Genomic DNA, 25,932 nt, shown 5'->3' on the forward strand with positions numbered 1-25,932 from the left:
TAACGCGGGCTTTCTGAATCAACGCGGCGCCTGTGAGTTTTTCGCGAGCAAGCTCGCTCCTACAATATTGGGCAAGCCCCCTCCCACACTTAATCCTTTTTTAAGCATAAAAAAACGGCGCTCACGGGGCGCCGTTTTTTCGTCGCAGTGAACACCTTACTCAGTAGTAGGCGTTTTCTTTCTGCGTATGGTCGGTCACGTCACGTACACCCTTGAGCTCGGGAATGCGCTCGAGCAGGGTGCGCTCGATGCCTTCACGCAGGGTCACGTCCGCCTGGCCGCAGCCTTGGCAACCGCCGCCGAACTTCAATACGGCGATACCGTCATCCACCACATCGATCAGGCTCACCTGGCCGCCGTGGCTGGCCAGCCCCGGGTTGATCTCGGTTTGCAGGTAGTAGTTGATACGCTCATTGACCGGGCTGTCAGCGTTGACGTTCGGCACCTTGGCATTGGGCGCCTTGATGGTCAATTGGCCACCCATACGATCAGTGGCGTAGTCGACCACGGCATCGTCAAGGAAGGCTTCACTGAAGGCATCGATGTACGCGGTGAAGCTCTTGAGCCCCAATGCGGTGTCTTCAGGCTTCTCTTCCCCAGGCTTGCAGTAGGCAATGCACGTCTCGGCGTACTGGGTACCAGGCTGGGTAATAAAGACGCGGATACCGATACCCGGGGTGTTCTGCTTGGACAGCAGGTCAGCCAGGTAATCGTGGGCGGCGTCGGTAATGGTTATGGCAGTCATGGAAACTCCTCACAGGCTTGCCGGCAGTTTACGCCAAATTATTACGCAGGTACAAAGTCCGAGTGTTTTTGTCGGAAAAGCATCCCGGGGGCCGCGTCCTGCTGAGTCCTTCAGCAATACCTATCTATGTAGCACTTGCGAGAATGCACATCTCTCTAGCATGACATCGCGATCTTAATTGCTCACTCGCGAGGTTTTAATGAAGCCCACACTTTCCCGACTCATGTCCAAGAGCCCACCTGCGCGCCTGTCGGACCTCGATCACCTGCTGGACCATCTGGCGAGCCTGATCCAGGGCCCGACCCTTGAGAACGCGCTGAAGTCTTACTACTGCCCTCCAGCAGACTCGGCACTGGGCCGTGAATGCAAAGCCGCTGTTCGCGTGCTTAAAATCCTGGAAGAAGATGACGACTTCAAGGCGTTCCTCAGTGCAAAACCCTCGCCCAACCACTCTCCGCTCGGCGATTTCCCTTACGACTTTCTGTCCGACCTGCTCAGTACGTCGAAATCACCTATCCCTGACCCGGCGGAGGTGTTCGACATTGGCGGTCATCCGGTTGTGTTGCGCAAAGCGCCGCTCTACTGGGCCAACCAGATAGACATCCTGCTGGACGTCTACCGCAAAGTCGGCAACGGCGTCAAAAGCGACGGCTCAGTGCGCCTTGATCTGGTATTGGCCTATTACGCAATCATACCCGCCGCCCCAGCAACCCTGGCCCAGTGGAAAGCTGTGCAATATTACCTGCAGGAATATCGGGCGCTTTGCCAACTAGGTCACGATGGCCATGTCAGCGACCTGGAACACTTGCTAGGGCCTGAGGATGACAGAATCATCAAACAAGTCGTGCGCGACCTCGAGCGCGACAAGGCCCAGTCGTTGTTCGCACAAGTCGTCCCCCAGCGGTTGACCCCTGCGCAACAAGCAGCACTCGACACCACCCCCACCGTACTCCTGGAACAGATCCTCAATACCCCCGAAAACCTGGCATTGGGCCAATCCATCGCCGTGGCCCTGGACTGGTATGGCGCCAGCGATGGCCAAGCGTGCCTGCAAGCCGTCATGGTCAAACTGCTCTGGCGCGCACTCTGGCTGACGATCACGCCAGACGCCCATTCACTCAACGACAACGAACTCAAAGCGTTCATCCCCCCGGCGATCAACTATGGGTTCATTCGTCAGTCGCTGAACAAGGAGTATGAGCGCTCATTACGCCTCAATGCCTCGACGGCGCGCCTGGCCGTCTGCGTGCTCAAGGCCAATATTCCCAGTGAAGTATGGGTCGAGGGCATTCCAGATGAATTGCCTTACGGCACCTCCAGCGCATGGGTCAACTTCAAAAGCGGATTTATCCTGGCCGAGTCGGTCGCCCCGGGCTCATCAAGGCATATGACGTTCGAGCAACTGCTCAATCTGCCAGGTGAGTTCCTTCGTGTGTATGCCGACGAACCAGCACAACAAACGCTGGTGGTTGCGGCAAAAATCCAACCGACGCTCAGTTGGGCAGTAAACACTGGCCTGCTGCCCGTAAGCCGGAACGGCCACTCCAGCAAAGATATCGAACATGCATTGGCTGCCCTGGAGCAGCATGAAAGCGAGACGGTGACGGCGACGCAAAACCTCGTACTGCAACCACCCAGTCGTTTTCGTTTCAACTCGGACACTGAGTATGACCAGGCTTTCAATGACTACCTGCGAACCCCAAGAGCGGCCTACAAAACCCTGATAACAGGCTTGCTGGCGCAGTTTGCGCCGTTATGGCCGGGCAATAGCGACCGTGACGAGATCACGGTGTATTCGTTACGCCAACCGCTGCATGACGTCCAGGTCGAGCATGAAAACAAGCACAACACTGACGCCGTTCGCGGGCGCTCGGGGTTTATCCTGCGTCTGGCGAGGGCTGACCATCCGTACACCCTGCGCTACATCGAGGTATTTCCGAACGCCGGCATTGTTCGCGTGCGCGAAGACCTCAAAACGCTGTTGGTGGGCGGCGAGGTAAAAGTCGAACGTGTTGGCGGGGCCACCCGCTCAAGTCGAGGCAGCTTCAGAAAAGGTACCGAACTGCCATTCGACTGGAAAGCTTATAAAGACGCCGTGAAGCCTAAGCCCGACCAGACAGCCACCCTGATCGTCGAGCAAGTCGGGCAGGTGATGCCGGCGCTCATCGCATCCCAGGATGAGCAAGTGTCACAAGCCCCACCGCCGCTACCCCCTGCACAACCCCTGTCACGGGCCGCCAATTTCCGCCAATCCCCCAGGATTGAGGCACTGGCTGAGATGATCGCGCGTGAGTTGTTCTTTTGCGATGAAAAGACCCTGCTGGAGAAAACACGTAAAGCCTCACGGACCATGGATATCGGCCGTGACTTTCTTGAAGACATTTCTTACTGGGGAAAAATGTTCGTGCCGTTCTGGGGCTCCATCGACGACCTGGCCTCAGGCGATCCTCAACGTATCGAGTCAGGTGGGCTCGGCCTTTTTACCGATATCGTGTCGTTCGGTGTGCCCATCGGCAAGTACATTGCCGGCTGCACGCGCGTAGTGGTCCAGGCAGGCAAGGCCGGTATCCGCCTTGCGTTGCCGCACTTCACCGCGCTGACCAGAAAGCTGATCACCGCCACGTTGCAGGAACTCAACCCCCTGGCTGCCGTGGCCGCGGTATTGAAGCTGGGGCGATTCGCCCTGATCAAACTCGGCACGGCAGCCCTGCGCCAGGCCAGCAAGGGGCTCGCGCAGTTGCGCGACGGGAGTGTCGCAGCCCGCCACATGATCTCCGTCGACCCGCGCATCTGGTCACCGGGCCAGGCCGGCGACCGCTTGTTTACGGTGGACGGTTTCCCCAACATCCCCATGCGCAATGTCGGCAGCCTGGAGGCACCGGACTATCGGCTGATTGACGCCGGCTCCAACCGCGTTTTCGGGCCACGCTTTCGCGAGCCGGTCACGGTTATCAGCAACACAAGCCCGCTGATCCGCAAGTACGCCGTGGACCCTCACTGGATTGCCGGGCTCAAGCCCGATTCCCGCGGGATCTTTTTCCGTGCGGAGTACAACCAACGGTTCATCTGCAATATCGATGACAGTTGCACGATCTCGGTGTATCAGGTGCGGGACAACTCCTACGGTTTTATCCAGGAGACCGCCGCTGGCGCCGACAACAGTTTTTCCGTGGTGCTGGTCAACCCCAGGAAAAACCGGGACCTGTCGATCACGCTATCGTCCGTGGAGCCGGGACACTTGTATTCGAGCCAGATCAAAGTCAGGGGTGGCGCTCCGGAAAAGCCCGACTTCGTCACGCCCCTGATCCTGACGAAATGGACGCAAACCAGTGAAAATGCCCTGAAAAAAACCATGGATGACTTTGTGAGGACCTACAACCTGCACCCCGACGCATTCAGGCAGTTTGTACATACCGGCGACAACCTGACGAGTCGTGGGCGCACGATGCCGGACCGAGCAGGCACCGCGCGCACGGATGTCACCTTTGATCATCTGGAGAGTTGGCGCACGACCTCCCAGAAAAACCGCAACACGCTCACCCTGGAGGGATTCGCCGCCGACCACAACCTGGACCCGAGGGCCTTTGCAGAGTATGTAAACCTGGATGGCAGCTATCGGGCAGCCGGAAAGGTACTCGCCCGGCATGCCAGCGGCGGGCAGTTCACCCCGGTGAACCACACCCATCTGCAAGCGTGGCACACCCTCTACAACTCCAATAATTCAAGCTCTTCCATGGCCACCTTTGTTGAAGCAAACGATCTCAACCCGTTGATCTGGCGCACCTATGTCAACGACAACGGCAGCCTGACCCGTGCGGGAAGAGAAATGCGGGTTTTCGGCTCAGGAGACATCGTCGACGAGCAGATCGCCAGGAAACGCCCAGCCCCGCCCGAGCCCCGGCCGGGCGGTTCGAAGCGGCCGCGCCTGGAAAACGATACGCCCCCCTTACGGCGCCGATCCACGTCTATCACCGCTTCCTACGATCACAGAATCAACAATAACGCGCCGATCCTTCAGGACCCGAACGATGTCCGGCACAGCCTGACCCGGGAGCTCGAAGGCGCACCTGAGAAAATCAAGATCACCGATGCCAATCATTTTTTTGATGAGTTCATGGGCCACCAACATATGGAGGTCAAGAGCGCTGCAACCAAAAGCATTCGCGACTGGATCGCCAGGGAAGGCAGTCACCATCGCACGCTGGATCGATTGCTTGAGGTCAAGAAGCTCGGTGAGGGCCCGGAACGGGGTCTGTCGGTGGTCGCCAGGACCGATATCAAACGCTTCGACGTCCTCGGCCCCTACACCGGCAAGTTGCACTTGAATAAGGCGTCGATGGATGCCGAGATAATGGAAAAAAGTAAAGAGGCCGTCGGTACTTATCTATTCAGGACAAACACCAACGGCGCGTTTATCAGCGGTCACGGCAACAGCAATATCCTTAGCCTGGTTAACGCGGTCAATGTACCGGGCATCCCCAACGTCGGTATCGAGAACGTGGGTTCCTTGCATGTAGGAAAGTACATGGTGTTCCTGCTCGCGTGGAGGGATATTCCTGCCGGGACGGAGTTGCTGATGGACTATGGGAAAGATTACTGGAAGTACATAAAGCCCTGAGACCGTCCCCCCCTTGCCCGTACAGCAGGTCACTCCGGCAGGCCCAGCGGGATTGTTCACCGCATCACTCCTTTTTCCCTGGGAAACCGTTGATTCCGGGGGCGCGTCAACTCTCACATCCAGCGCTTTGAAGGGATTCATGGCGCGCGACGCTCTCCCTGTCCCCTACATCAGCGTTCCTGAACACCTCACGAGGTTTTAATGAACCGTACCCTCTCCCAACTTCTGTCCAGAACCGCACCGAGGCGGCCATCGGACATTGATCATCTACTCGATTTCGTAACAAAACTGATGTTCGACGTTCCCGGCGCAACGGCGTCCACCGCCTATTATCGGCCCCCGGTGGACTCCGAATTAGGCCGCGAATGCAAAGACGCCTTTCGCGTTCTCGGCCTCCTTGAGGCCGATGAAGATTTCCTGGCGTTTGTGAATCAAACACCGAAAACCAACAACTCTCCACTCGGTGACTTCCCTTACGACTTTCTATCCCAACTGCTGAGTTCGAGCAGGTCGCCCATTCCCTCGCTGCCCGAAGTGTTCGACATCGGCGGCAAGCCGGTGGTGCTACGTCACGCCCCGCTGTATTTCGCCAACCAGATTGATGTGTTGCTGGCGATCCACCAAACCGTCGGGAACGGGATCAAAAGCGATGGCACCGTACGGGTGGATCTGGTCCTTGCGTATTACTCGATCACCCCCTTCACACCCACCACCGAGGCGCACTGGAAGGCCGTTGAAAATAACCTGCGAGAACATCGGGCGCTGTATGCCCTGGGGCATGATGGGCATGTCAGTGACCTGGAGCACTTGCTGGACCCCGAAGATGACAAGAGCATCCTGAGCGTCATACGGCAAATAGAGAGTGAGGCGCAACAGGCGCTGTTCGCCCGGGTAATGCCCAAACTGCTCACGCCTGCACAGCAAACCGACCTCGACAGCCGGCCCACTGTGCTGCTGGAGTGGATTCTCAGTCGGCCAAGGAATTTGGCGCTGGGCCAACGTATCGCCACGGCGCTGGACTGGTATGGCGCCGAAGACGGCGAAGAGTGCCCGAGCGAGGTCAAGGTAAAGCTTCTATTGCGGGCGCTCTGGTTGACGATCACGCCCGATCCCCACTCCTACAACGATAATGAACTCAAAGCGTTCATACCTCCTGCGGTCGACTACCGGCGGATTCGTCAATCATTAATCAAGGACTACCAACGCACACTGGCGCTGAGCCCGCACGCCGCGCGTCTCGCCATGTGTGTGGCCAAGGCAAACGTTGCCAGCGAAGTGTGGGTTGAGGACGTTCCTGACGATTTGCCCTATGGCACCTCCAGTGCGTGGGTCAACTTCAAAAGCGGTTTTATCCTGGCCGAGGCCATTGCTCCCGGATCGTCTCGGCACCTGACGTTCGAGCAATTGCTCAACCTGCCGGCCGAGCTTTTACGCGTGCATGCTGACAGCCCGAGGCAGCAGGCGCTGGTGGCGGCCGCCAAAGTCACACCGACGCTGACCTGGGCAGTGGAAAACGGCGTACTTCCCGTGAGCCGCTCAGGCTATTCGCGCGGCGACATCGAAAAGGCACTGCACGCGCTGGAGCAACACGAAAGCGAAATGAAGACCGCCGTGCAGAACCTTGTACTCAAGCCGCCCAGCCGCTTTCGTTTCGCCTCGGATGTCGAGTTTGATCGGGCATTTGGTGAGTACCTGGAAACCCCCCGTGCAGCTTACAAAACCCTGATCAAGGGGTTGCTTGCGCAGTATTTACCCTTGTGGCAAGGCAACATCGACTGCGATGAAGTAACGATCTATACCCTGAGAGAGCCCTTGCATGACACGCAGCTTGAACACGAAAACAAACGCAACACCGATGCCGTACGCGGGCGCGCCGGGTTTATCATCCGCATGGAATGCCCGCTGCTTCCCGGCCCTCCCAAGTACATCGAAATGTTCCCCGGCATCGGCGCCGTTCGCCTGCGTGATGACATCAAAAACCTGCTGACAGGCGGAGAAATCAAAGTTGAACGGGTGGGTTCCAGCACCCGACCGGGCCGAGGCAGCTTCAGGAAAGGCACCGAAGTACCCTTTGACTGGAATGCTTATCGCCACGCCGCAAGACCTGCCCTCGACCAGACCGCTACCTTGATCATCGAGCAACTCGGCCAGCCTCTGCCCGGCGTCATCACCGCCCCACCCACACAGCCGCCGAGCGCATCCGGCCAGCCGGCACAGGTGCAGTCGTTTGCCCCCAACACGCTGCACTCGACGCGTGCCGAGGCGCTGGCGAGCATGATCGCGCGCGAACTGTTCTTCTGCGATGAACAAACATTGCTCGAGCAAACCCGCAAAGCCACCAGAGAGATGGATATCAGCCGCGACTTTGTGGAAGACATTTCGTTTTGGGGAAAAATGTTTGTGCCGTTCTGGGGATCAATTGATGAGCTGAGCTCCGGCGATCCACAGCGAATCGAGTCTGGAAGCCTTGGTCTTTTCACCGACATCGTGTCCTTTGGTGTGCCTGTCGGCAAATACATTGCAGGGTGCACGCGGTGGGTGGTCCACGCCGGCCAGTCGGGTATCCGTCTCGCTTTACCTCATCTGTCCAGTTTGACCAAAAAGCTGGTCATTTCCATTTTTCAGGAACTCAACCCTCTGGCGGCAGTATCCGCGATACTCAAACTGGGACGCTTCGGCCTCATCAGCCTGGGCAGCATTGCGCTGCGGCATGCTCGCCTGGGCATTGCGCAGTTGCGTGACGGAGCGGTTGCGGCCCGCCATATGGTTTCAGTCGACCCGGCGGTATGGACGCCGCGTCAGGTCGGTGATCAATTGTTTACAGTGGATGGTTTTGCGAACATCCCCATGCGCAACGTCGGCACCCTTGACGCCCCCGACTACCGGCTGATCAACGCTGACTCCAATAGCGTATTCGGCCCACGCTTTCGCGAGCCTGTGACAGTCATCAGCAACAATAACCCGCTGATCAAACAATACGCGGTCAAGCCACACTTGATCAGTGGCCTCAAGCCAGACATCCGCGGTGTGTTTTTCCGACCAGAATACAACCAGAAGTTCATCTGCAACGTCGATCACAAAGGCCGCATTGCGGTATACCAGATCAGAGAGCAGGGCTACGGTTACCTGGAGGAGATTGCAGAAGGCACGCAGAACAGTTTTTCGGTGGCCCTGGTAAACCGGCGCAACAACCTGACCCTGCCTGTCAATCTGACGTCGGTGAAATCTGGGCACTGGTACTCGGTCAGATTGCAAGGCGGGGCGCCAGACAAGGACAGCATCATCCCACCATCAGTGCTGACCAAATGGTCCGAAGAAAGTGAAAATACGCTGAATCGCGCGATGCGTGCATTCGAAAGAAAACACAAGCTGGACCCCTCTGTATTTCGACAATTCGTTCACGCTTCAGACCACTTGACACCCCTTGGGCGCAAGGTCCTCGACCGTGCAACCCATGCTCGCACGGAGGTGACCTACACCGACACAGAAAGCTGGCGCGCGCTGTCGCAAACAGAACGTAATGCACTGACCCTTTCAGGGTTCTGTGCCCAACGCAACCTGGACCCCAGACTCTTTGGCGAGTACATAAACCTGCAGGGTGTCTATAGCGCTCATGGAAAAGTCTTCGCCAAAAACGCCAAAAACGAGTCGTTCAACCTGCTGACCTACAAACACTTGAACGACTGGAACAACCTTCGAAACTCCAGGGACCTGAAGCCTTTGATGACGACGTTTGTCGAACAGCATGACCTCAACCCAGTGCAATGGAGTATCTATGTCAAAGAGAACGGCAGCCTGACCAGGGCTGGTAAAAACCTACTGCAGCTCTGGCCCAACACGCCGTCAGGGCCGTTGATCGCGCGCAAAGGTTCGCTACTTATCGACGGGCCAGGCAGTCCGAAGCGCCCGCGTACCGAAGACCCGGAAATAGCCGGCCAACTCCCCTCGACATCAGTTGCCCCGTCCTACGGTCATCAGATCAACAACAATGCTGCGATTCTCCAGGACCCCAACAACGTCGAACTCAGCTTGACGAGTCGTCTGGAAGGGCCGGTTGAAAACATCGAAATCGTTGCCGACCACAACCTGTTCAACAGCTTGCCTGCCCCGCGCCGTATGAAAGTGCGCAATGCGGTGACCAAGAGTATCCAGCAATGGGTCACCGAAGAAGGCCGGCATCATGACAGGCTCGACCGTACCCTGCAGGTGGCGAAGTTACCCTACGGCCCGGAACGAGGCCTCTCGGTAGTCGCCAGGGTGGACATTGAACCCTTTGAGGTCATTGGGCCCTATACCGGCAAACTGCATGTCAACCGGCACTCGCTGAATGAAGAAATAGTGGCGAAAGGTAAAGAGGGAGCGACAGCCGTCAGCACTTTTTTATTCGAGACGGCCACCCAGGGTGCGACCCTCAGCGGCCACGGCAACAGCAATGTGCTGAGCCTGATCAACGCGACCCGCGTGCCTAATGCTGTAAGCCAGGGGATCGAAAACGTAAGGTCCGTGAGGGTCGGCAACTATATGATTTTTCTCGTCGCCTCGAAGAAAATTCCTGCCGGGACAGAGTTGCTGATGGACTACGGCAAACACTACTGGAAATACATCGGCCAGTGATCCAGCGCCGCGCCAGCCACAACCGATTAGCCGACCGTATCAATAAACGTAGCTACAGGTTCTCATACCGGTTCATGTCCAATACGCCCTCTTCCTCGGGCGTGGTTTCGTGGATGTACCGTGACAGGTCGTGGAAGTAGTTCCAGAACTGCGGATGGCTGCGGCGCACGCCCCAGCGATCGACAATTTTCTCGAAGCGTTTGGCGCTCTTGGCCTGCTCCATCTGCGCCACAAACTCCGGCACTTGCTGGGTGGGAATGTTGAACATGAAGTTCGGGTAACTGCTCAATACGCCCGGGTAGATAGTCACAGTGTCCAGCCCCGGTTGATAGCGGTAGGCCTCGCCCAACAGAAACGCTACGTTACTGTGAGCCCGGTTGCGCAGCATGCTGTAGAACACCCGTTCGCCGCTGGGCGTTTCAATGCGCAGCATGGTGGCTTCAGGCAGTTGCTCGATAACCTTGAGACCCGCCGCCGGGCGCGATGTCAGGCGGCTCAGCGCCTGCTCCGCGTCCTGCAGGGCCGATGCGATACCGTCACGCGAGCAAAAGGCGCCGGCGCAGCGGTTGATCGGGTCCGGGCTGGCATTGAGGTTGCCGTAGCGGGCCAACAATTGGTTGGCGAAGTCGCGTTTCGGATCGGTTTCGTTGAGGTGCAAGCCGCTTGGCTTGTCGTCATCGATGGCTTCGTAGTCCAGCCACAGCTTGAGCTTGCCGCTGTTCTGGTACCAGTCATCGAGGAAATCCTCGCGGGTATCGGCCGGCATCAGGCGCAGGAAGTTCTGCTCGGCGCCGTTGCGGATCAGGTCAAAGTACAAGCGTGTCTGGGCCTGGTGCGACACATTGCCGAACACGTCGAAATTCACCGCCAACTGGTAATAGGTGCGCTCCAGCAGCGGATAGTCGAACAGCCACATTGTCTGCGGCACTGCGCCGATCAGGCCCTTGTTCACCGAGGCGCTGTCGAAATGGCGAAAGATGCTCAGCAAGGCGTTGTCATTGCCCGCCCATAGGGTCGACCAGCCTGGCGCCGGCAGGTCCGCATAGTTGTCACGGCGCAGGGCTTCGTATTGATTGCGCTTGTCGCGATAAGCCAACCACAGGTTCAGCACGCTGCCCACGTCATCGTTCTGCCCGGGCATGGCCAAAAGCGGCGTGGCCTGGCCGCGATAGCGGGCGTCGGTGATGTACAGGTCGTGGTCCGGGTCCTGGAACAGGGTCCAGAAGTTGTCGCGAATTACGTCGGTCGCGATCTGCCCACGACACACCGGCCCGCGGATGAACGTGCGCACGAAGTACTCGGCATTATCCAGCATGAACTGGTAGCGGGCCTTGGCCGGGATGGCTTCGAAGGTGGCGAACGGGTTGGCACGGCTGCCGGGGCCATAGCCCGGAAGGGCTGTCACTTGCCAGTCACCGGCGTAGAACAGCGCCTTGATACGCGCCATTTTCGCGGCGCTGAACGGGTAAGTAATATGAGTTTTATGCACGATCACGCCCTGCACCGGCCACAGTCGGTAGTACACCTGGGTGCCGGGGTCGTCGTTGGGGCGCCGCGTGGCGATCAGATCGATAGGCTGGCCGCTCGGCGTGCGTGAGCGAACCCACTGGAAATAATGCCCCGGTTCACCGTTTTCGAAATAGAGGTGGGCGAGGAACAAATGCTCGAACAACCAGCGTGCCACCAGGCTTTCACGAGCGCCCGGCTGGTTGAACAGGTTTTCCCACTGCTGTACCTGCAGGGCTTCCCTGGCACTGGGGGCCAGGCCTTGCTCGTCGATCGGCGCACCGGAGGCCAGCCAGCGTTGCAGCGTCTGGTATTGCTGGTCGGTCAGGCCGGTGACCGCCAGCGGCATGCCTTCCCTGGGGTGACTACCGGCGTAGGCACTGAACTCACCCGGTGTCGCGCACATATTGGCGCGGTTCAAGCCCAGCACAATCTCGTCGGGAAGCTTGGCATTGGGCTGCAGCGGCGCGTTATGGCCCAGTTCCAGCAGGCGCGCCATCAAGGCGGCCTGGCTGCCCTGGGCATCCAGCACTGAATAGAAGCCCTTCTGCTGCCAGGCCTGTTTGCCGAACGCGTCATAAAACAAGCGCGTGGTCGGCGTGGCCGTGCTGCGCTCACCGTCATACACCGGCATCTTGCTCGCGCCCCGCGTCGCACCCTCGGCACTGCCCAGGTTGAGCTGGCAGGCGGAGTCGTAGCAGGCATGGCACGCCACGCACTTCTCGGTGAAGATCGGTTGGATGTCGCGGGTATAGGAAATCGTCGAAGCGGGGTGATTTACCGGCACAGCCTCTGCTTGCACGGTACTGGCCATCAAGGCCAGAACGGCGCTGACAATTAAACGAAGTGACATGTATCCGGTCCCGATTCAAGGCGTGCAGTGAAAGTTGCGATGATTCTACCTAGCCATGACTGCCTGCAACATGAGCGATATTCATGCAGAACCCATCTTGCTTAAATCCGGCACAGGTTTGTTATCATTCACGCCCCCCGAAATGCCTGACCAGAGTAGTCCCATGTCCGATCGTAGCGTTCGTCTGCAAGCCCTTCACCACGCCCTCAAGGAACGTATCCTGATCCTGGACGGTGGCATGGGCACGATGATCCAGAGCTATAAGCTCGAGGAACAGGACTACCGTGGCAAACGCTTCGCCGACTGGCCGAGCGACGTCAAGGGTAATAACGACCTGCTGGTGCTCACCCGCCCGGATGTGATCGGCGGGATCGAAAAGGCCTACCTGGATGCCGGTGCGGACATCCTCGAAACCAACACCTTCAACGCCACCCGCATTTCCATGGCCGACTACGGCATGGAAGAACTGGCCTACGAACTGAACGTTGAAGGCGCACGCCTGGCCCGCAAGATCGCCGACGCCAAGACCGCCGAGAACCCGGCCAAGCCGCGCTTCGTCGCTGGCGTACTCGGCCCCACCAGCCGCACCTGCTCACTGTCACCCGACGTGAACAACCCTGGCTATCGCAACGTGACCTTCGATGAACTGGTGGAAAACTACACCGAAGCCACCAAGGGCCTGATCGAAGGCGGCGCGGACCTGATCCTGATCGAAACCATCTTCGATACGCTTAACGCCAAGGCCGCGATCTTCGCCGTGCAAGGCGTGTTCGAGGAACTGGGCGTCGAACTGCCGATCATGATTTCCGGCACCATCACCGATGCCTCCGGCCGTACCCTGTCGGGCCAGACCACCGAAGCGTTCTGGAACTCCGTGGCCCACGCCAAGCCGATCTCGGTCGGCTTGAACTGCGCCCTCGGTGCCAGCGAACTGCGCCCCTACCTGGAAGAGCTGTCGAACAAAGCCAACACCCACGTGTCCGCCCACCCGAACGCCGGCCTGCCCAATGAATTCGGCGAGTACGACGAACTGCCCTCGGAAACCGCCAAGGTCATCGAAGAATTCGCCCAGAGCGGCTTCCTCAACATCGTCGGCGGCTGCTGCGGCACCACGCCGGGCCATATCGAAGCCATCGCCAAGGCCGTGGCCGGTTACGCACCACGGCCGATCCCGGACATTCCCAAGGCCTGCCGCCTGTCCGGCCTGGAGCCTTTCACCATTGATCGCAGTTCGCTGTTCGTCAACGTCGGCGAGCGCACCAACATCACCGGCTCAGCCAAGTTCGCCCGCCTGATCCGTGAAGACAACTACACCGAAGCCCTCGAAGTCGCCCTGCAGCAGGTGGAAGCCGGCGCCCAGGTGATCGACATCAACATGGACGAGGGCATGCTTGATTCGAAGAAAGCCATGGTGACCTTCCTCAATCTGATCGCCGGCGAACCGGACATCTCCCGCGTGCCGATCATGATCGACTCCTCCAAATGGGAAGTGATCGAAGCCGGCCTCAAGTGCATCCAGGGCAAGGGCATCGTCAACTCCATCAGCATGAAGGAAGGCGTCGAGCAGTTCATTCACCACGCCAAACTGTGCAAGCGCTATGGCGCCGCCGTGGTGGTGATGGCGTTCGACGAAGCCGGCCAGGCCGACACCGAGGCGCGCAAGAAAGAAATCTGCAAGCGCTCCTACGACATCCTGGTCAATGAAGTCGGCTTCCCGCCGGAAGACATCATCTTCGACCCGAATATCTTCGCCGTCGCCACCGGCATCGAGGAGCACAACAACTATGCCGTCGATTTCATCAACGCCTGTGCCTATATCCGTGACGAGCTGCCGTATGCGCTGACCTCCGGTGGCGTGTCCAACGTGTCGTTCTCGTTCCGGGGCAACAACCCGGTGCGCGAGGCGATCCACTCGGTGTTCCTGCTGTATGCGATCCGCAACGGCCTGACCATGGGCATCGTCAACGCCGGCCAGTTGGAGATCTACGACCAGATCCCGGCCGAGTTGCGCGACGCGGTGGAAGACGTGGTGCTCAACCGCACCCCGGACGGCACCGACGCCCTGTTGGCGATTGCCGACAAGTACAAGGGCGACGGCAGTGTCAAGGAAGCCGAGACCGAAGAGTGGCGCGGCTGGGACGTCAACAAGCGCCTGGAACATGCGCTGGTCAAGGGCATCACCACCCATATCGTCGAAGACACCGAAGAGTCGCGCCTGTCGTTCGCGCGCCCGATCGAAGTGATCGAAGGCCCGCTGATGTCGGGCATGAACATCGTTGGCGACCTGTTCGGCGCCGGCAAGATGTTCCTGCCACAAGTGGTGAAATCGGCCCGGGTGATGAAACAGGCCGTGGCGCACCTGATCCCGTTCATCGAGCTGGAGAAAGGCGACAAGCCGGAAGCCAAGGGCAAGATCCTGATGGCCACGGTCAAGGGCGACGTGCATGACATCGGCAAGAACATCGTCGGCGTGGTACTCGGGTGCAACGGCTATGACATCGTCGACCTCGGCGTGATGGTGCCGGCGGAGAAGATCCTGCAGGTTGCCAAAGAGCAGAAGTGCGACATTATCGGCCTGTCCGGCCTGATCACGCCGTCCCTGGATGAGATGGTGCACGTGGCCCGTGAGATGCAGCGCCAGGACTTCCACCTGCCGCTGATGATCGGTGGCGCCACCACCTCCAAGGCGCATACGGCGGTGAAGATCGAGCCCAAGTACAGCAATGACGCGGTGATCTACGTCACCGATGCCTCCCGTGCCGTGGGCGTGGCCACCCAGTTGCTGTCCAAGGAACTGAAGGCCGGTTTCGTCGAGAAGACCCGCCTGGAATACATCGACGTGCGCGAGCGCACCTCCAACCGCAGCGCCCGCACCGAGCGCCTGAGCTACCCGGCGGCCATCGCCAAGAAGCCGCAGTTCGACTGGAGCAGCTACACCCCGGTGGTGCCGACCTTTACCGGCGCCAAAGTGCTGGACAATATCGACCTCAATGTCCTGGCCGAGTACATCGACTGGACACCGTTCTTTATCTCCTGGGACCTGGCCGGCAAATTCCCGCGCATCCTTGACGACGAAGTGGTGGGTGAAGCCGCCACCGCGCTGTACGCCGACGCCCGGGAAATGCTCAGGAAGCTGATCGACGAAAAACTCATCAGCGCCCGTGCGGTGTTCGGCTTCTGGCCAACCAACCAGGTGCAGGACGATGATCTGGAAGTCTACGGTGACGACGGCCAGCCGATTGCCAAACTGCATCATTTGCGCCAGCAGATCATCAAGACCGACGGCAAGCCGAACTTCTCCCTGGCCGACTTCGTCGCGCCTAAAGACAGTGGCGTGACCGACTACATCGGTGGCTTTATCACCACCGCCGGCATCGGCGCCGAGGAAGTGGCCAAGGCCTACCAGGACGCGGGCGACGACTACAACTCGATCATGGTCAAGGCCCTCGCCGACCGCCTCGCCGAAGCCTGCGCCGAATGGCTGCACCAGCAAGTGCGCAAGCATTATTGGGGCTACGCCAGGGACGAGCAACTGGACAACGACGCGCTGATCAAGGAGCAGTACAGCGGCATCCGCCCTGCCCCCGGCTACCCGGCGTGCCCGGATCACACTGAAAAAGCCCAGTTGTTCCAACTGCTCGACCCTGAGGCCCGTGAAATGCAGGCCGGCCGCAGCGGCGTATTCCTCACCGAGCACTACGCGATGTTCCCGGCGGCGGCGGTCAGCGGCTGGTACTTTGCCCACCCGCAGGCGCAGTACTTTGCGGTGGGCAAGGTCGACAAGGATCAGGTTGCCAGCTACACCGCACGCAAAGGCCAGGACCTCAGCGTGACGGAGCGCTGGCTGGCGCCGAACCTGGGCTATGACAACTGACGGCCTGCCCGGCTCGTCACTGCCGTGACGACGGACCCGGCTGTGGCGACGCCGGGCCTGACTGTGGTAACGCCGGGCCTGCCGCCTGCAACGCCTCGACCTCCCTGCGCGACAAATCCAGCAGCCGCTGCACCCGTGCGCTACTTCGCTCAACCTCCAGCTGGGTGATTGCCGCGTCGTAGCGCGCCTGGAGGTCGGTACCCGGCAGCCTGCCAACATATTCGTCCTCCACACCCTCATGGCGTGCGGCAGCTTCGTTGCTCAGGGTCTGAAACTCATCGGGGTAGCGTTCCTCCAGGTATTTGGCCCAATAGTCGCGGGCAACCAGGCTTTCATAGAACGCATCCGACGCTTCGGCCGCAAGCACCCGGGCACGGGTATCGATCACCAACTGCCCGCTGATCGGTCGACCAAATGCCATATGCTTGGGTTGACCCGGCAGCTCAAGCCCGTCGGGCCAGCCACGCGTCATGCCGATCCGGTATTGCAGCCTCACTTCGGCTCGGTCCCGCCCTACGGCATTGGTCTCGGCCAATCCATCGACCTGGTCCAGCCGGAACAATTGCCGGGACAGTTGCAGCAGACGTTGGCCCCTTGTCTGCAAATCGAGCGTCGCAACCCCGCTCAGCACATCCGATTCGAACACCAGCACTTCCATTGAGCTGAACGTGAGAATGCGTCCGTCGATACAGGTGCCGTGGGTTTCAGAGGCCACGAACAACAGCTCTCGCATCTGCGCATCGCCGGCAGCCGCGTCAATCACAGTCCATACCCGCCGGGTCAGGTCAGCCGCCACATACCGGTACTCATCGGTATCGCGCAGTCGTTCGAGCAGATGGAAAAACCGCTCATGCCCCGGTTCATCGACCAATTGCTGCCACAACTGCCGCCTGGAGACGGCCAGGTCCTGCGGCGAGTGCTCCAGCCACGACGCCAATACCGTCTCCCCCGTATCCCCGACTGGATCAAGAATGACTTCCAGCGGTTCGTAAGCATCGCCTTCGTCATCCTCACTGCGAGAACCCAGGCCGTCCTCATCGAACCCTGCAATCGATCCGTCGATCTCGCTCCTGCTCCACCCCATCACAGCCCCTGTGCCATACCCCCTTAGCAGTTCGAAACTTTCACGTGAAAGGGACTCGTTTTCGGACAGGTCGGTGCCCTGTACCAGTACGTCGTGGCTGCCATCGAGCAATTCCTCGGGAAATGTTTCCAGGTCGTTGCCGCACAGGTTCAGCGTGCGCAGACTCGGCGTGTTCAATGCGCCGCCTGGCCAGTTTGCAAGGCTATTGTAGCTAAGGTCCAGGTGCTCAAGCCGAGTGAAGGCCTGGGTGCTGAACTCACGCAGGTCATTTCTGGACAGGTCCAACCGGCGCAAGTGATCGCCCCCCAATTGGCGATACAAAGGCTGAGGATCGCTGATGGCATTGGAAGCCAGTTCCAGCTCCTCGAGCTGAGTCATGCGCGCCACCGCTTCAGGAACGGCGCCAAGGCTATTACCACTGAGCATCAGTTTGCGCAACGCGGGAAAACTATGCAGAAAACCTTCGGCGCCCGACACGGTGCACTGCACACCGGTTAAATTCAGCGTATGCACATTATTGAACTGCACCGTGAGTTCGGGCAGGTCACGGGCTTGCAGGCCGTGCAGGCTCAGCGCATAACCGTCCTCGGCTGAAACACCGGTTTGCCAGCACTCAACAATATTGAGCGCGATCCGTCGACGCTGGTCAGCCACCTGGCTGAAGTCTGCGAGATCGGTATCGGGCAATTCGCATTTATACAGCCAGCCGTTCAACTGGCGCGTCACAGACGTGTATTCCTCGTGCCAGGCAGTCAACAGGCTATCGATCTGTGAGTCACTCATGCCTCCCTCGCGCAGTTTCTCGATCCATTGCTGCGCGCTTTGTTCACTTACCGATGGGCTGATCTGCTGCAGTCGTGGGACAAACCCTTCAGCCCCTTCGGCCACTGCAATCGGCTCGGGCAATGGCAACAGATAACGGGCCATCGTCATGGCCGTTTCCCGCGGGGGAAATACCTGCGGTATATTTTGCGCTTCAAAACCTGCCAGTGCGCCCGCCGGTAAACCCTGGGCGCTCTCGACCCGCTGGCGCGCAGCCGCCAGCGCAGCCTCACCCGAGGTACTGAAGGGGTTACCCGACAGGTTGGTTTTCATCAGAATCGTTTCGTTGGCCAACACCTGAGGCGGCAAGGTCACCAGCCCATTGTCCCGCAGGTCCAGCCAAGCCAATTGCGGCAGACTCTCTGCGCCAATCGGCCAGGTCTGCAAGCTTGAACCGCGCATATTCAGCGCCTTGAGCTGCCTCAACGCGCTCACATCGATCCCTTCGAGCGGCGTGTTGCTACGGCTCAAATCCAGCAGTTCCAGGCTGCCCAGATCACTGAGTTGTGCCTGCAGTGCAGGCATCGCGAGGCTGTTATTAGCCAGGTCGAGCCGGGTCAAGCCGGGAAGATCGCCAGCACCAATGGGTATTTCAGTCAAGCCAACCCCGTTGAGTTCGAGGGATTGCACACCGCTGAATGTACCGATGAACGCGCGCGTCTGCTCGGGCGTTTCCCCCACCCAGCCCATGCGTAACGTGCGTACATGAGTAAAACTGGCTGCCGGTAACTGGGGCAGCTCAACGCTGCTCACTTGCCCCCCAGAGCTCATCACTGGATACACCGGTCCTGGTAATTCGAGTACTGACGCCTTGCCCGCTATGCCATATCGCTCACCCACCGCCTCCCACCAATTGGCTTCAAGCTCGGTCACCACATGAGCACTGGGTCCCACCTGCCATGGCCTGGACCGTAACCTCAACTGCCGCACAGTGTTGACAGGCGGGTAGTAGAACGACTCAAAAAGGCTGGCGTACTGATCGCTTATGCCGTCAATCAGGGCCACCCGTGCCTCTGGGGTCTGCGCGGCGGCCATTATTTTTTCATTCAGTGCGTCAGCCAAAACCCTATTGCCACTCAGGGAGGCCAACTCTCCCTTGGCATAGCCACTGACCATCTGGTGCAAATCGACCAGGTGCCCGAGCTCGCGATAAGCGCTGGCATACTCAAAGGCCGGTCGGAAGGTTTCGCGGGTGAACTTCGACCAGTCCATCGACAGCCCCGCCCACAGTCGCTCATGCCCGCTATACAGCGTGTCAGGCAGCGCGCTAATTGCGGTACGGCTCAAATCGAGACGCTCCAGATGAGGCAGGTTCTCGACATTGGTCGGCCAGTGGGAAAGGCCTATAGGTGCGTCAATTTTCAGCCGGCGCAACTGCGTCAACGCGGACACGTCAAGGGGTTTGAGTGCATCCATGGAGAAGCCGCGATAATCGATATGCAACGCCTCCAGCGAAGTCAGGGTATTGAGCCTCGAGAGAAACTCCGGCGCCAGGTGCTCCGCTCCCGAGCCGAACGTCAAGCTTTTGAGACCGGTCATCCTGGAGACCGCCGGGGGCAGTGTCGTCAGCGACAATCGGGGCGTCTGGGAGAACGCCCCCCAAAATTGGGACGTATCGCCAATCGACAGCGTCTGCACTTCAGGAAAACGCACCAGGAAAGCGTCAATCGCAGCATCGTTCATCGTCCTTCCGAGTACCGTCAAATCACGAATATGGGAAAAATCGGTCGTCAAGGGCGGCAGATGCTCTTCGATATAGAGCTGCAAGCGATCGGCGCCAGCCACCTTTCCTGCCAACGGCTCCATCCGCCAGGCCTCCTTCAACTGATGTGCCAAGCGGGCTTTTTCATTGAAGAGGGCAGTGCCGGCAGCCGTGCCGCCCTGGGTACCGACCCACCCGTCGAGTGTCGACACCAGCGTGGTGTATTCACGCTCACGGGTTTGCAGATAGTTGAAGATTGTCCTGTTGTCCTTGCCCTGCGCTCGCAGGCGGCGGATATAGTCCGCGGCCGGCTCATCGCTCAAGCCATACAGCGCTTGCACGCGTGACTCAAGGCTCGGGCCCAGGCCCGCACCTCGTCCGCTGGCGTAATAGCCCAGCAACTTGTCCTTGACCCGTACGGGTGGTTTGAACCCTTTGCGCTGCGGCTCGAGCAGCCGTACTGTCTGGTTACGATAAAGGTCTGCGGACTCGATGATCTTGTCGCGCAGCAGCGCGTTTTGACTCACATCCGGCACACCCAGGCCCTGACGCACCTCATCGGGCATGGCATGCATGAGCGAGGCATAAAAGTTATCGCCCTGGGTGGGCAGGCTGTTGAGTTCTTCCCCACGCTCATTGAGCGCCTGGAAGCGCGGGCCTTTTTTCACCAGATACTTCTTGCTTCGGGCCGTATCACTGCCGATGCTGTCCAGTAACACGCCACTGTCAGTGTCTTCGCGTACTTCCAGGCGCAAGGTGTCCGGCCAACCGGGCAGTTTCTCGAGGGTGTGCAATGCCAGCCGACGGCTGTCCGCCGAGGCCATGGTTTCGCTGCGTAAACCGGCATACGCCCGCGTCTGTCGCCCTTGAAGCGCGTACCAGCGCGCCTCTTCGAGCATGGCCAAAGGCGCCCGGCGCGTCGCTTCCAGACGTTTGAGGTCAAGCGCGGAAGCGTGAGCCAGGGTGTCCTCGCCGGCAGCTTCGCTGAGCCCGGGACAGATACGTTGCAGCAGTTTGACCTGGCTGCCCGGCGGCTCGGTTCCCGCGTAAATACTGTCAAAAATATCCGGTTTGCGTGCCTGGGCATACTCGGCGATTTGCTTGCTGAACTCCTGTGGCCGCAGATCACGTACGCGAGCACCTTCGCCGCCCAGCAGACGGGTCACCTGAGCCTCATCCAGCGCGGCCAGAATCACCGAGGGCAGTTTCCCGCCCAGTACATCGGCGCGGGTGATCTGGATCGGCGCCTGCGCAACCGCTCCACGCGCCAAGCGACCAGAACCGTATTTCACCGAGTTGCCAACGAGTTCAGGCCCTTCGAATACCTCCAGTACCTGAGTCCTCGGCCAACGTGGCATCTCGGTGACCAGAGGCAGTGCAAATAAATAATGGTCGTCGATCGGTTGGCTGCCCCGCAACTGCGCGATCACCTGCGAACTGCCTGCGTCGGCCTTGAACAGACGCATGGCGTCCAGCAGTTCCGGCGGCGGAGCCGCGAGGTCCGTGTGCATCTTACGCAGAGCACTGTCGCTCACCCCGCTGACATCCGCGACCTTGAGCAACTCAGCATCGGAAAACGCTTCGGTTTCATGGCCCATGCGCCGCAACAGCGTCAGGCGATCCCACCCGGCAGGTCGCTCAAGGGTATGACGCCAAGCGCCCCGGGCGTTGCTTTGCAGAACCGGCTGGTACAACTCGGAGTTGGTTGGGTGCTTGATCCGCCACTGCTTGATCGACTCATCGAAAACCTGCTCATAAGCCTGACCGTCCTGGCGAACATAGGTCTTGCCATTGAGCGTGTATTGGCCCATCGCGTTGGGCCCTGACGCCGCCTCCAGCGTCACGGGGCTTTCATAGCCGGTCAAATCCGGCTTCCACAGGCGCATCTCACCATTGGGCAGGGTCACGGGACTGAGGTTTTCGATGACCGGTTCAGCCTTGACAGCCCGGAATTTGCTCACCGCCACTCCCACACCGGCCATGACGGCGATCTGGGCGAGATTTTCCGCCACATCCACCAGATGCGCCTTGGCCGCCCGTTTATCACCCTCGGCCCAGTCGGCCACACCTTCGATGGTCTCCGAGAGCAATTGCTCAGCCATCACTGCCAGCATGACTTCACCCAACACGGGCACGAACATGGAGACTGCGTTGAGCGCCAGCATGCCGATTTCGAACAGGTGCGCCAGCTTGGCCTCGCGCGCCTTTGCATCCACGTCAGCGGTGGGCACTGCATGGGCACGGGCGTCGGCCAGGACCTTGTCACGGTGCTTTTCGTACAGGAAGGGCCAAAGGTCGAGCAGCCCGGAAAAGGTGCCTGTACCGCGGTAAGGCATCAAGTTACCGGGCGCCAGGTAAGGGTCGCTTACCGGCTCCATCTTCGCCGGCTTTTCAGGGGGTAGCTCTCTGATACGGGTGATCGGCGATAGCCCGAACACGAACTCCACGACCGATCGCCAAGGCGAGGTCAACGGGCCACTGGGAGAATCGGCAGACTTTTGCGTGAACTGGCTGAAATAGTAGGGCCTCTGATCATAGGGCAGGAACTGGCTGAAGAACTTCTGGTATGCCGTTGGCGCGGGGTCATCGGCCGCCATGCCCGCACGGTCAGTGAACTGGCGTTTGCACTCGTCGCGCATTTGTTGGCGGGAGGTATAGCGTTTGAGTGGGTGATCCGGGTGATTGGGGACGTAGAGGATCAACTCGTCGCTGTAGCGGTCACCGATTGAAAAATAGACGCAGCCCGTCAGCCTTTTTTTCATCAGGCTCATGTCGAGAAGCCAGACCCGCTTATTGCCGAGCGTGGGGTAAACGTTACCGTTGATCACCGACAGGATCATGGTGTAATCCGCAGGCTCGATATCTCCATTGACCACGGCGCTTTCAGCGGCGGCCTTCATGGCCGCTTTCTGGCTGGCGATGAAGTGTTGCTCAAGAGGCGGTTGAGGGCGCGTGTCGACCGGTGCGAAGAACGACTTCAGGTAAGTCTGATACTGCGCGCCGATATCAAGGCTGCGGCACAGGGTCATGAATTGGCTGACCGTCAGGCTCACGGTGGCCGGCTCAAAGGTGCCAGGCGTGGCGGTCTCCAGCACAAACGTTGAGTTCTTGTGGTAAGCGCCAGGTTTGCATTCCCAGGCCTCGAAATTGTGTTGAGCCGCCTGCAGCATCGACAGTTTCAGGACCTCGAACGAGGTGAGCTCCACTTCAGCGACACTGATCTCCAGTGGCTTGCGCAGGCACAGGAAGGTCTTGTCGACATCGGCCTGCACCTGGTACTGGTCTTTCAACGCCTTGAGCAGCAAAGGCCTGGCGAATGCGTCGACGTCCTTGAACGTCGCCATGGTGGTGTCCAATTGGACCTGGGCGATAGCGCTGGCTATGACGCTGGCGTTGACGCTGTTGCGCTGTGCGGGCGTGGCGTCCGTGTACCACTGCGGCACTGCCGCGACGGTGTCTTTAAGCGCCGACCGGCGCGCAGGTGTTGCCTCGACCAGCCATTGGGGCACGGCCTTTTCGAGAAAGTCGCCGTGAATGCTCTGCGTCGCTGCGAGCGGCTTGGCAACGGCGGAACCAGGGGATGAATCCGGCATGGTGTCACTCCTTTGAAATGGAATGACAGAACATCACGGGGCTCAAGGTGCCAGGTGGTGCATATATGGTCGGCACCGCACGCGAGCGGTCGCAACATCGGCCCTGCTCGCGGTATCCGAATACCGCACCGGCAATGGCGAAAGTCGATTTCCTAATGGTGTCTCCATCATCGACCTCAGGACAGGAAAGGACTTTGCCATGCCCCCTCCAAACACCCCCACGCCTCTGAGCCAATTACCTGCCCAGGCAGTCCATCAACGTTTCGCCACACGCCAGGCCTTGTACTCAGTGGTCTTCAATGCGCTGCGCAGCCGCATTCTGGAGCGCTACCCCTCCCTGGAGCTGGACTTGCTCAGGGTCAAGCTGGCCAGTCCAACCCCCTCCGGCACTTATACCTACCGACCGCTGATGGAGGTCGCTATCGCGCAGGTACTGGACCCGCAGCTGCTTGACTGGCGCTCAAAACGCGAGCTGCCGTACTACTTGACGCAACTGCCACCGGCAATCCTCAAGCCGGCAGCGCTGCCCCTCATCGACATGCAGGTCATCGCAGGCATCATCGACCAAGTGCGAGCTTCGCTCTACCTGCATTTTCAGCATGACCTGGCTGATTACTGGAGCGCCATCGACAGCCACGGCCGCAGTCGCTGGCAATGGCTGAGCGAGTTTCTCAACGGCCAGATGACTGCCGCAGCGGCCGGTCAATCAAGCCTGAACAAAGACCAACAGGACATGCTGACCGCCGTCGCCACCTGGCCGGTGCGCGTTGAACGCCTGCCCCACGCCACACCCACCACCCATGTCTATTTCATTGAAAGCACACTGTCCAAAGGCGCAGAAGAAACCCGCCTGCTGAGCCCGGACCTGCTGTTGATACGTGATCAAAACGTTCTGCTGCAAAGCGTGGACGGCGTGATCGAGGCGTTTGCCTCAATCGATGACTTCAGTGACGCCTGGGGCGCCAGGATGCAGCGCCAGTTCCAGTTCGACCAGCTCACCTGGAAACGCAACGAACCTGATGGCAACGTGTTCGAACAACAGGCCGGCCTGATCCTCAATCAGCAGTTGGAAGACCTCGCCACCCTGACGTTCCAGGGCCAGGACGAAAAAACCCTTGAGCGGCGCCTGGACACGCTCACGGACCCGGCGGTTCTCTTTACCCAGGTCAAGACACCTGCCGCCCCGTTGCTGCAGAAGATAATCGACCAATTGCCCGAATGGCTCACGCAAGCCAGCGCCGACGACCGTTTTGCCTACCATCGGCACCAACAGGACATGGCAAGGGTGCTGCGACAAAACCAGGGGCGCTCGTTCAACGAGGGCATTGAAAACATCCACAGCTTCAGCCGCGCTGCATTGCGCAAGCAGATGCAAACCGATCATGGCGACTTCGACCCCGACGAGGTGGTACTGGACTTCGCCGTGGCGGCCGGCTATCCAGGAGGCGCCGGCATTATCGACCATGTGCAAATGTCGCTGACGCAACTGGCGCTGAAGAACCTGGCCGGCAAACCCAAGGGCACCCTGAAGATCTCAGCCAAAGGCGCCGAGGCGCTGCCGACCTGGCTCGACGAAGATTACCTGTTGGGCAGTACCGGGTTGATCCAGCGTGTCGACATAGGCAGTACCTATCCACACACCATCAAAGACCTGCTGCTGTCCGACAGCGCCGACGCGCGGCGCCGGGAAACGCTGTTTACCCGCGAACTCAAGGTCAAGCTGCCGATGCAGGCGCTGGAATACAAGATCCGACAGCAGCACGGCGTCACCGTGACGGGTTATCGCTATGTGAAGGCATTGATGGGCGAGATGCCCTCGGACCGGCTCGTCGATGGACAGGAGATCGTCCTGCGCCCCTTGGCCTTGTGCCGCAAGAGCGGTGCCCAGCCCGATGAAGTCAACAACGTCTTTATTATCGAAACCAAAGGCGCCAGTGCGGGCCCGCACCTGCTGTATCGGCCGCTGTATATCGACTGCCTGCATGAATACCCGACACGTCCGGCGCTGCTGGACGCACTGGCCGCACCGGGCGAGCTGCAAGACAGCGTGCTGACCTGGCTGAGCGACAGGGCTCGCCCCATCTACGCCAACGGCGGTTTCAGAGAACCGCACATCATTCGCTTCCTGCCCGGGGATGAGTTCAGCCCTCCCCGGCAACCTGTGCCCGCAAGCCTGGCGGTCGATGAAGGCGCTGGAGAGTGGCTTCAATCACAGGTCAACGGCCAGTTGTTGAACCACCTGTACGGCAGCACCGCACGCGCACTGGTCGACCTGGCTGATCGCGAGTCGGTTTCCAACGGCGAGAGCCGCTGGGCCATCGTGATGGAAGGCGCGTGGCTGCTGTTCAATACATTGCTGTTGCCGCTGGTGCAGGGCCCCGCCATGTTGGTGGGTTGGTTCATGGTGCTGGTCGCCAGCCTGGAGCAGGACCTGGCAGGTTTGGACAGCGACGACCCAACGACCCGCGAACTGGCGTTGATCGACCTGTTGCTCAATACCGCAATGGTGCTGCTGCATGCC

General features: G+C 59.6%; 6 protein-coding genes and 1 pseudogene. 4 read left to right on the forward strand and 3 right to left on the reverse strand.

Translation table 11 applies throughout. The features are described from left to right. Positions 1 to 160: 160 nt before the first annotated feature. Complete coding sequence (gene nfuA, locus BFP90_RS26075) at positions 161 to 745, reverse strand: Fe-S biogenesis protein NfuA (RefSeq protein WP_003190728.1); 585 nt, start codon at positions 743 to 745, stop codon at positions 161 to 163. A 199-nt stretch (positions 746 to 944) separates the two neighbouring features. Here nfuA and BFP90_RS26080 point away from each other — a divergent pair, with 199 nt between their 5' ends. Further along, complete coding sequence (locus BFP90_RS26080; protein ID WP_065898338.1) at positions 945 to 5,363, forward strand: SET domain-containing protein-lysine N-methyltransferase; 4,419 nt, start codon at positions 945 to 947, stop codon at positions 5,361 to 5,363. A 201-nt stretch (positions 5,364 to 5,564) separates the two neighbouring features. Beyond that, the gene (locus tag BFP90_RS26085) at positions 5,565 to 9,977 is read left to right on the forward strand and encodes an SET domain-containing protein (RefSeq protein WP_065895382.1); all 4,413 of its coding nucleotides are present in this window, start codon (positions 5,565 to 5,567) and stop codon (positions 9,975 to 9,977) included. Between the two features lie 52 nt (positions 9,978 to 10,029). Here the strand turns inward: BFP90_RS26085 and BFP90_RS26090 are convergent, their stop codons facing one another. Then, complete coding sequence (locus BFP90_RS26090; RefSeq protein ID WP_065895381.1) at positions 10,030 to 12,336, reverse strand: fatty acid cis/trans isomerase; 2,307 nt, start codon at positions 12,334 to 12,336, stop codon at positions 10,030 to 10,032. Positions 12,337 to 12,499: 163 nt separating this feature from the next. Between BFP90_RS26090 and metH the strand changes: the two genes are divergently transcribed. Beyond that, positions 12,500 to 16,210, forward strand: a complete 3,711-nt coding sequence (gene metH / locus BFP90_RS26095; protein WP_065898339.1) for a methionine synthase — start codon at positions 12,500 to 12,502, stop codon at positions 16,208 to 16,210. Positions 16,211 to 16,226: 16 nt separating this feature from the next. Here metH and BFP90_RS26100 read toward each other — a convergent pair whose 3' ends face one another. Beyond that, complete coding sequence (locus BFP90_RS26100; RefSeq protein ID WP_065898340.1) at positions 16,227 to 23,411, reverse strand: NEL-type E3 ubiquitin ligase domain-containing protein; 7,185 nt, start codon at positions 23,409 to 23,411, stop codon at positions 16,227 to 16,229. Positions 23,412 to 23,610: 199 nt separating this feature from the next. Between BFP90_RS26100 and BFP90_RS26105 the strand changes: the two are divergent. Continuing rightward, a pseudogene (locus BFP90_RS26105) lies at positions 23,611 to 25,932 on the forward strand (hypothetical protein); the annotation flags it as partial.

It is taken from the genome of Pseudomonas sp. 24 E 13 (genome assembly GCF_900004715.1).
Classification (GTDB): Bacteria; Pseudomonadota; Gammaproteobacteria; order Pseudomonadales; family Pseudomonadaceae; genus Aquipseudomonas; species Aquipseudomonas orientalis_A.

Coding starts and splice junctions, on each gene's coding strand:
- nfuA (WP_003190728.1), bottom strand. CDS start 745: ATGACTGCCATAACCATTACCGACGCCGCCCACGATTACCTGGCTGAC.
- BFP90_RS26080 (WP_065898338.1), top strand. CDS start 945: ATGAAGCCCACACTTTCCCGACTCATGTCCAAGAGCCCACCTGCGCGC.
- BFP90_RS26085 (WP_065895382.1), top strand. CDS start 5,565: ATGAACCGTACCCTCTCCCAACTTCTGTCCAGAACCGCACCGAGGCGG.
- BFP90_RS26090 (WP_065895381.1), bottom strand. CDS start 12,336: ATGTCACTTCGTTTAATTGTCAGCGCCGTTCTGGCCTTGATGGCCAGT.
- metH (WP_065898339.1), top strand. CDS start 12,500: ATGTCCGATCGTAGCGTTCGTCTGCAAGCCCTTCACCACGCCCTCAAG.
- BFP90_RS26100 (WP_065898340.1), bottom strand. CDS start 23,411: ATGCCGGATTCATCCCCTGGTTCCGCCGTTGCCAAGCCGCTCGCAGCG.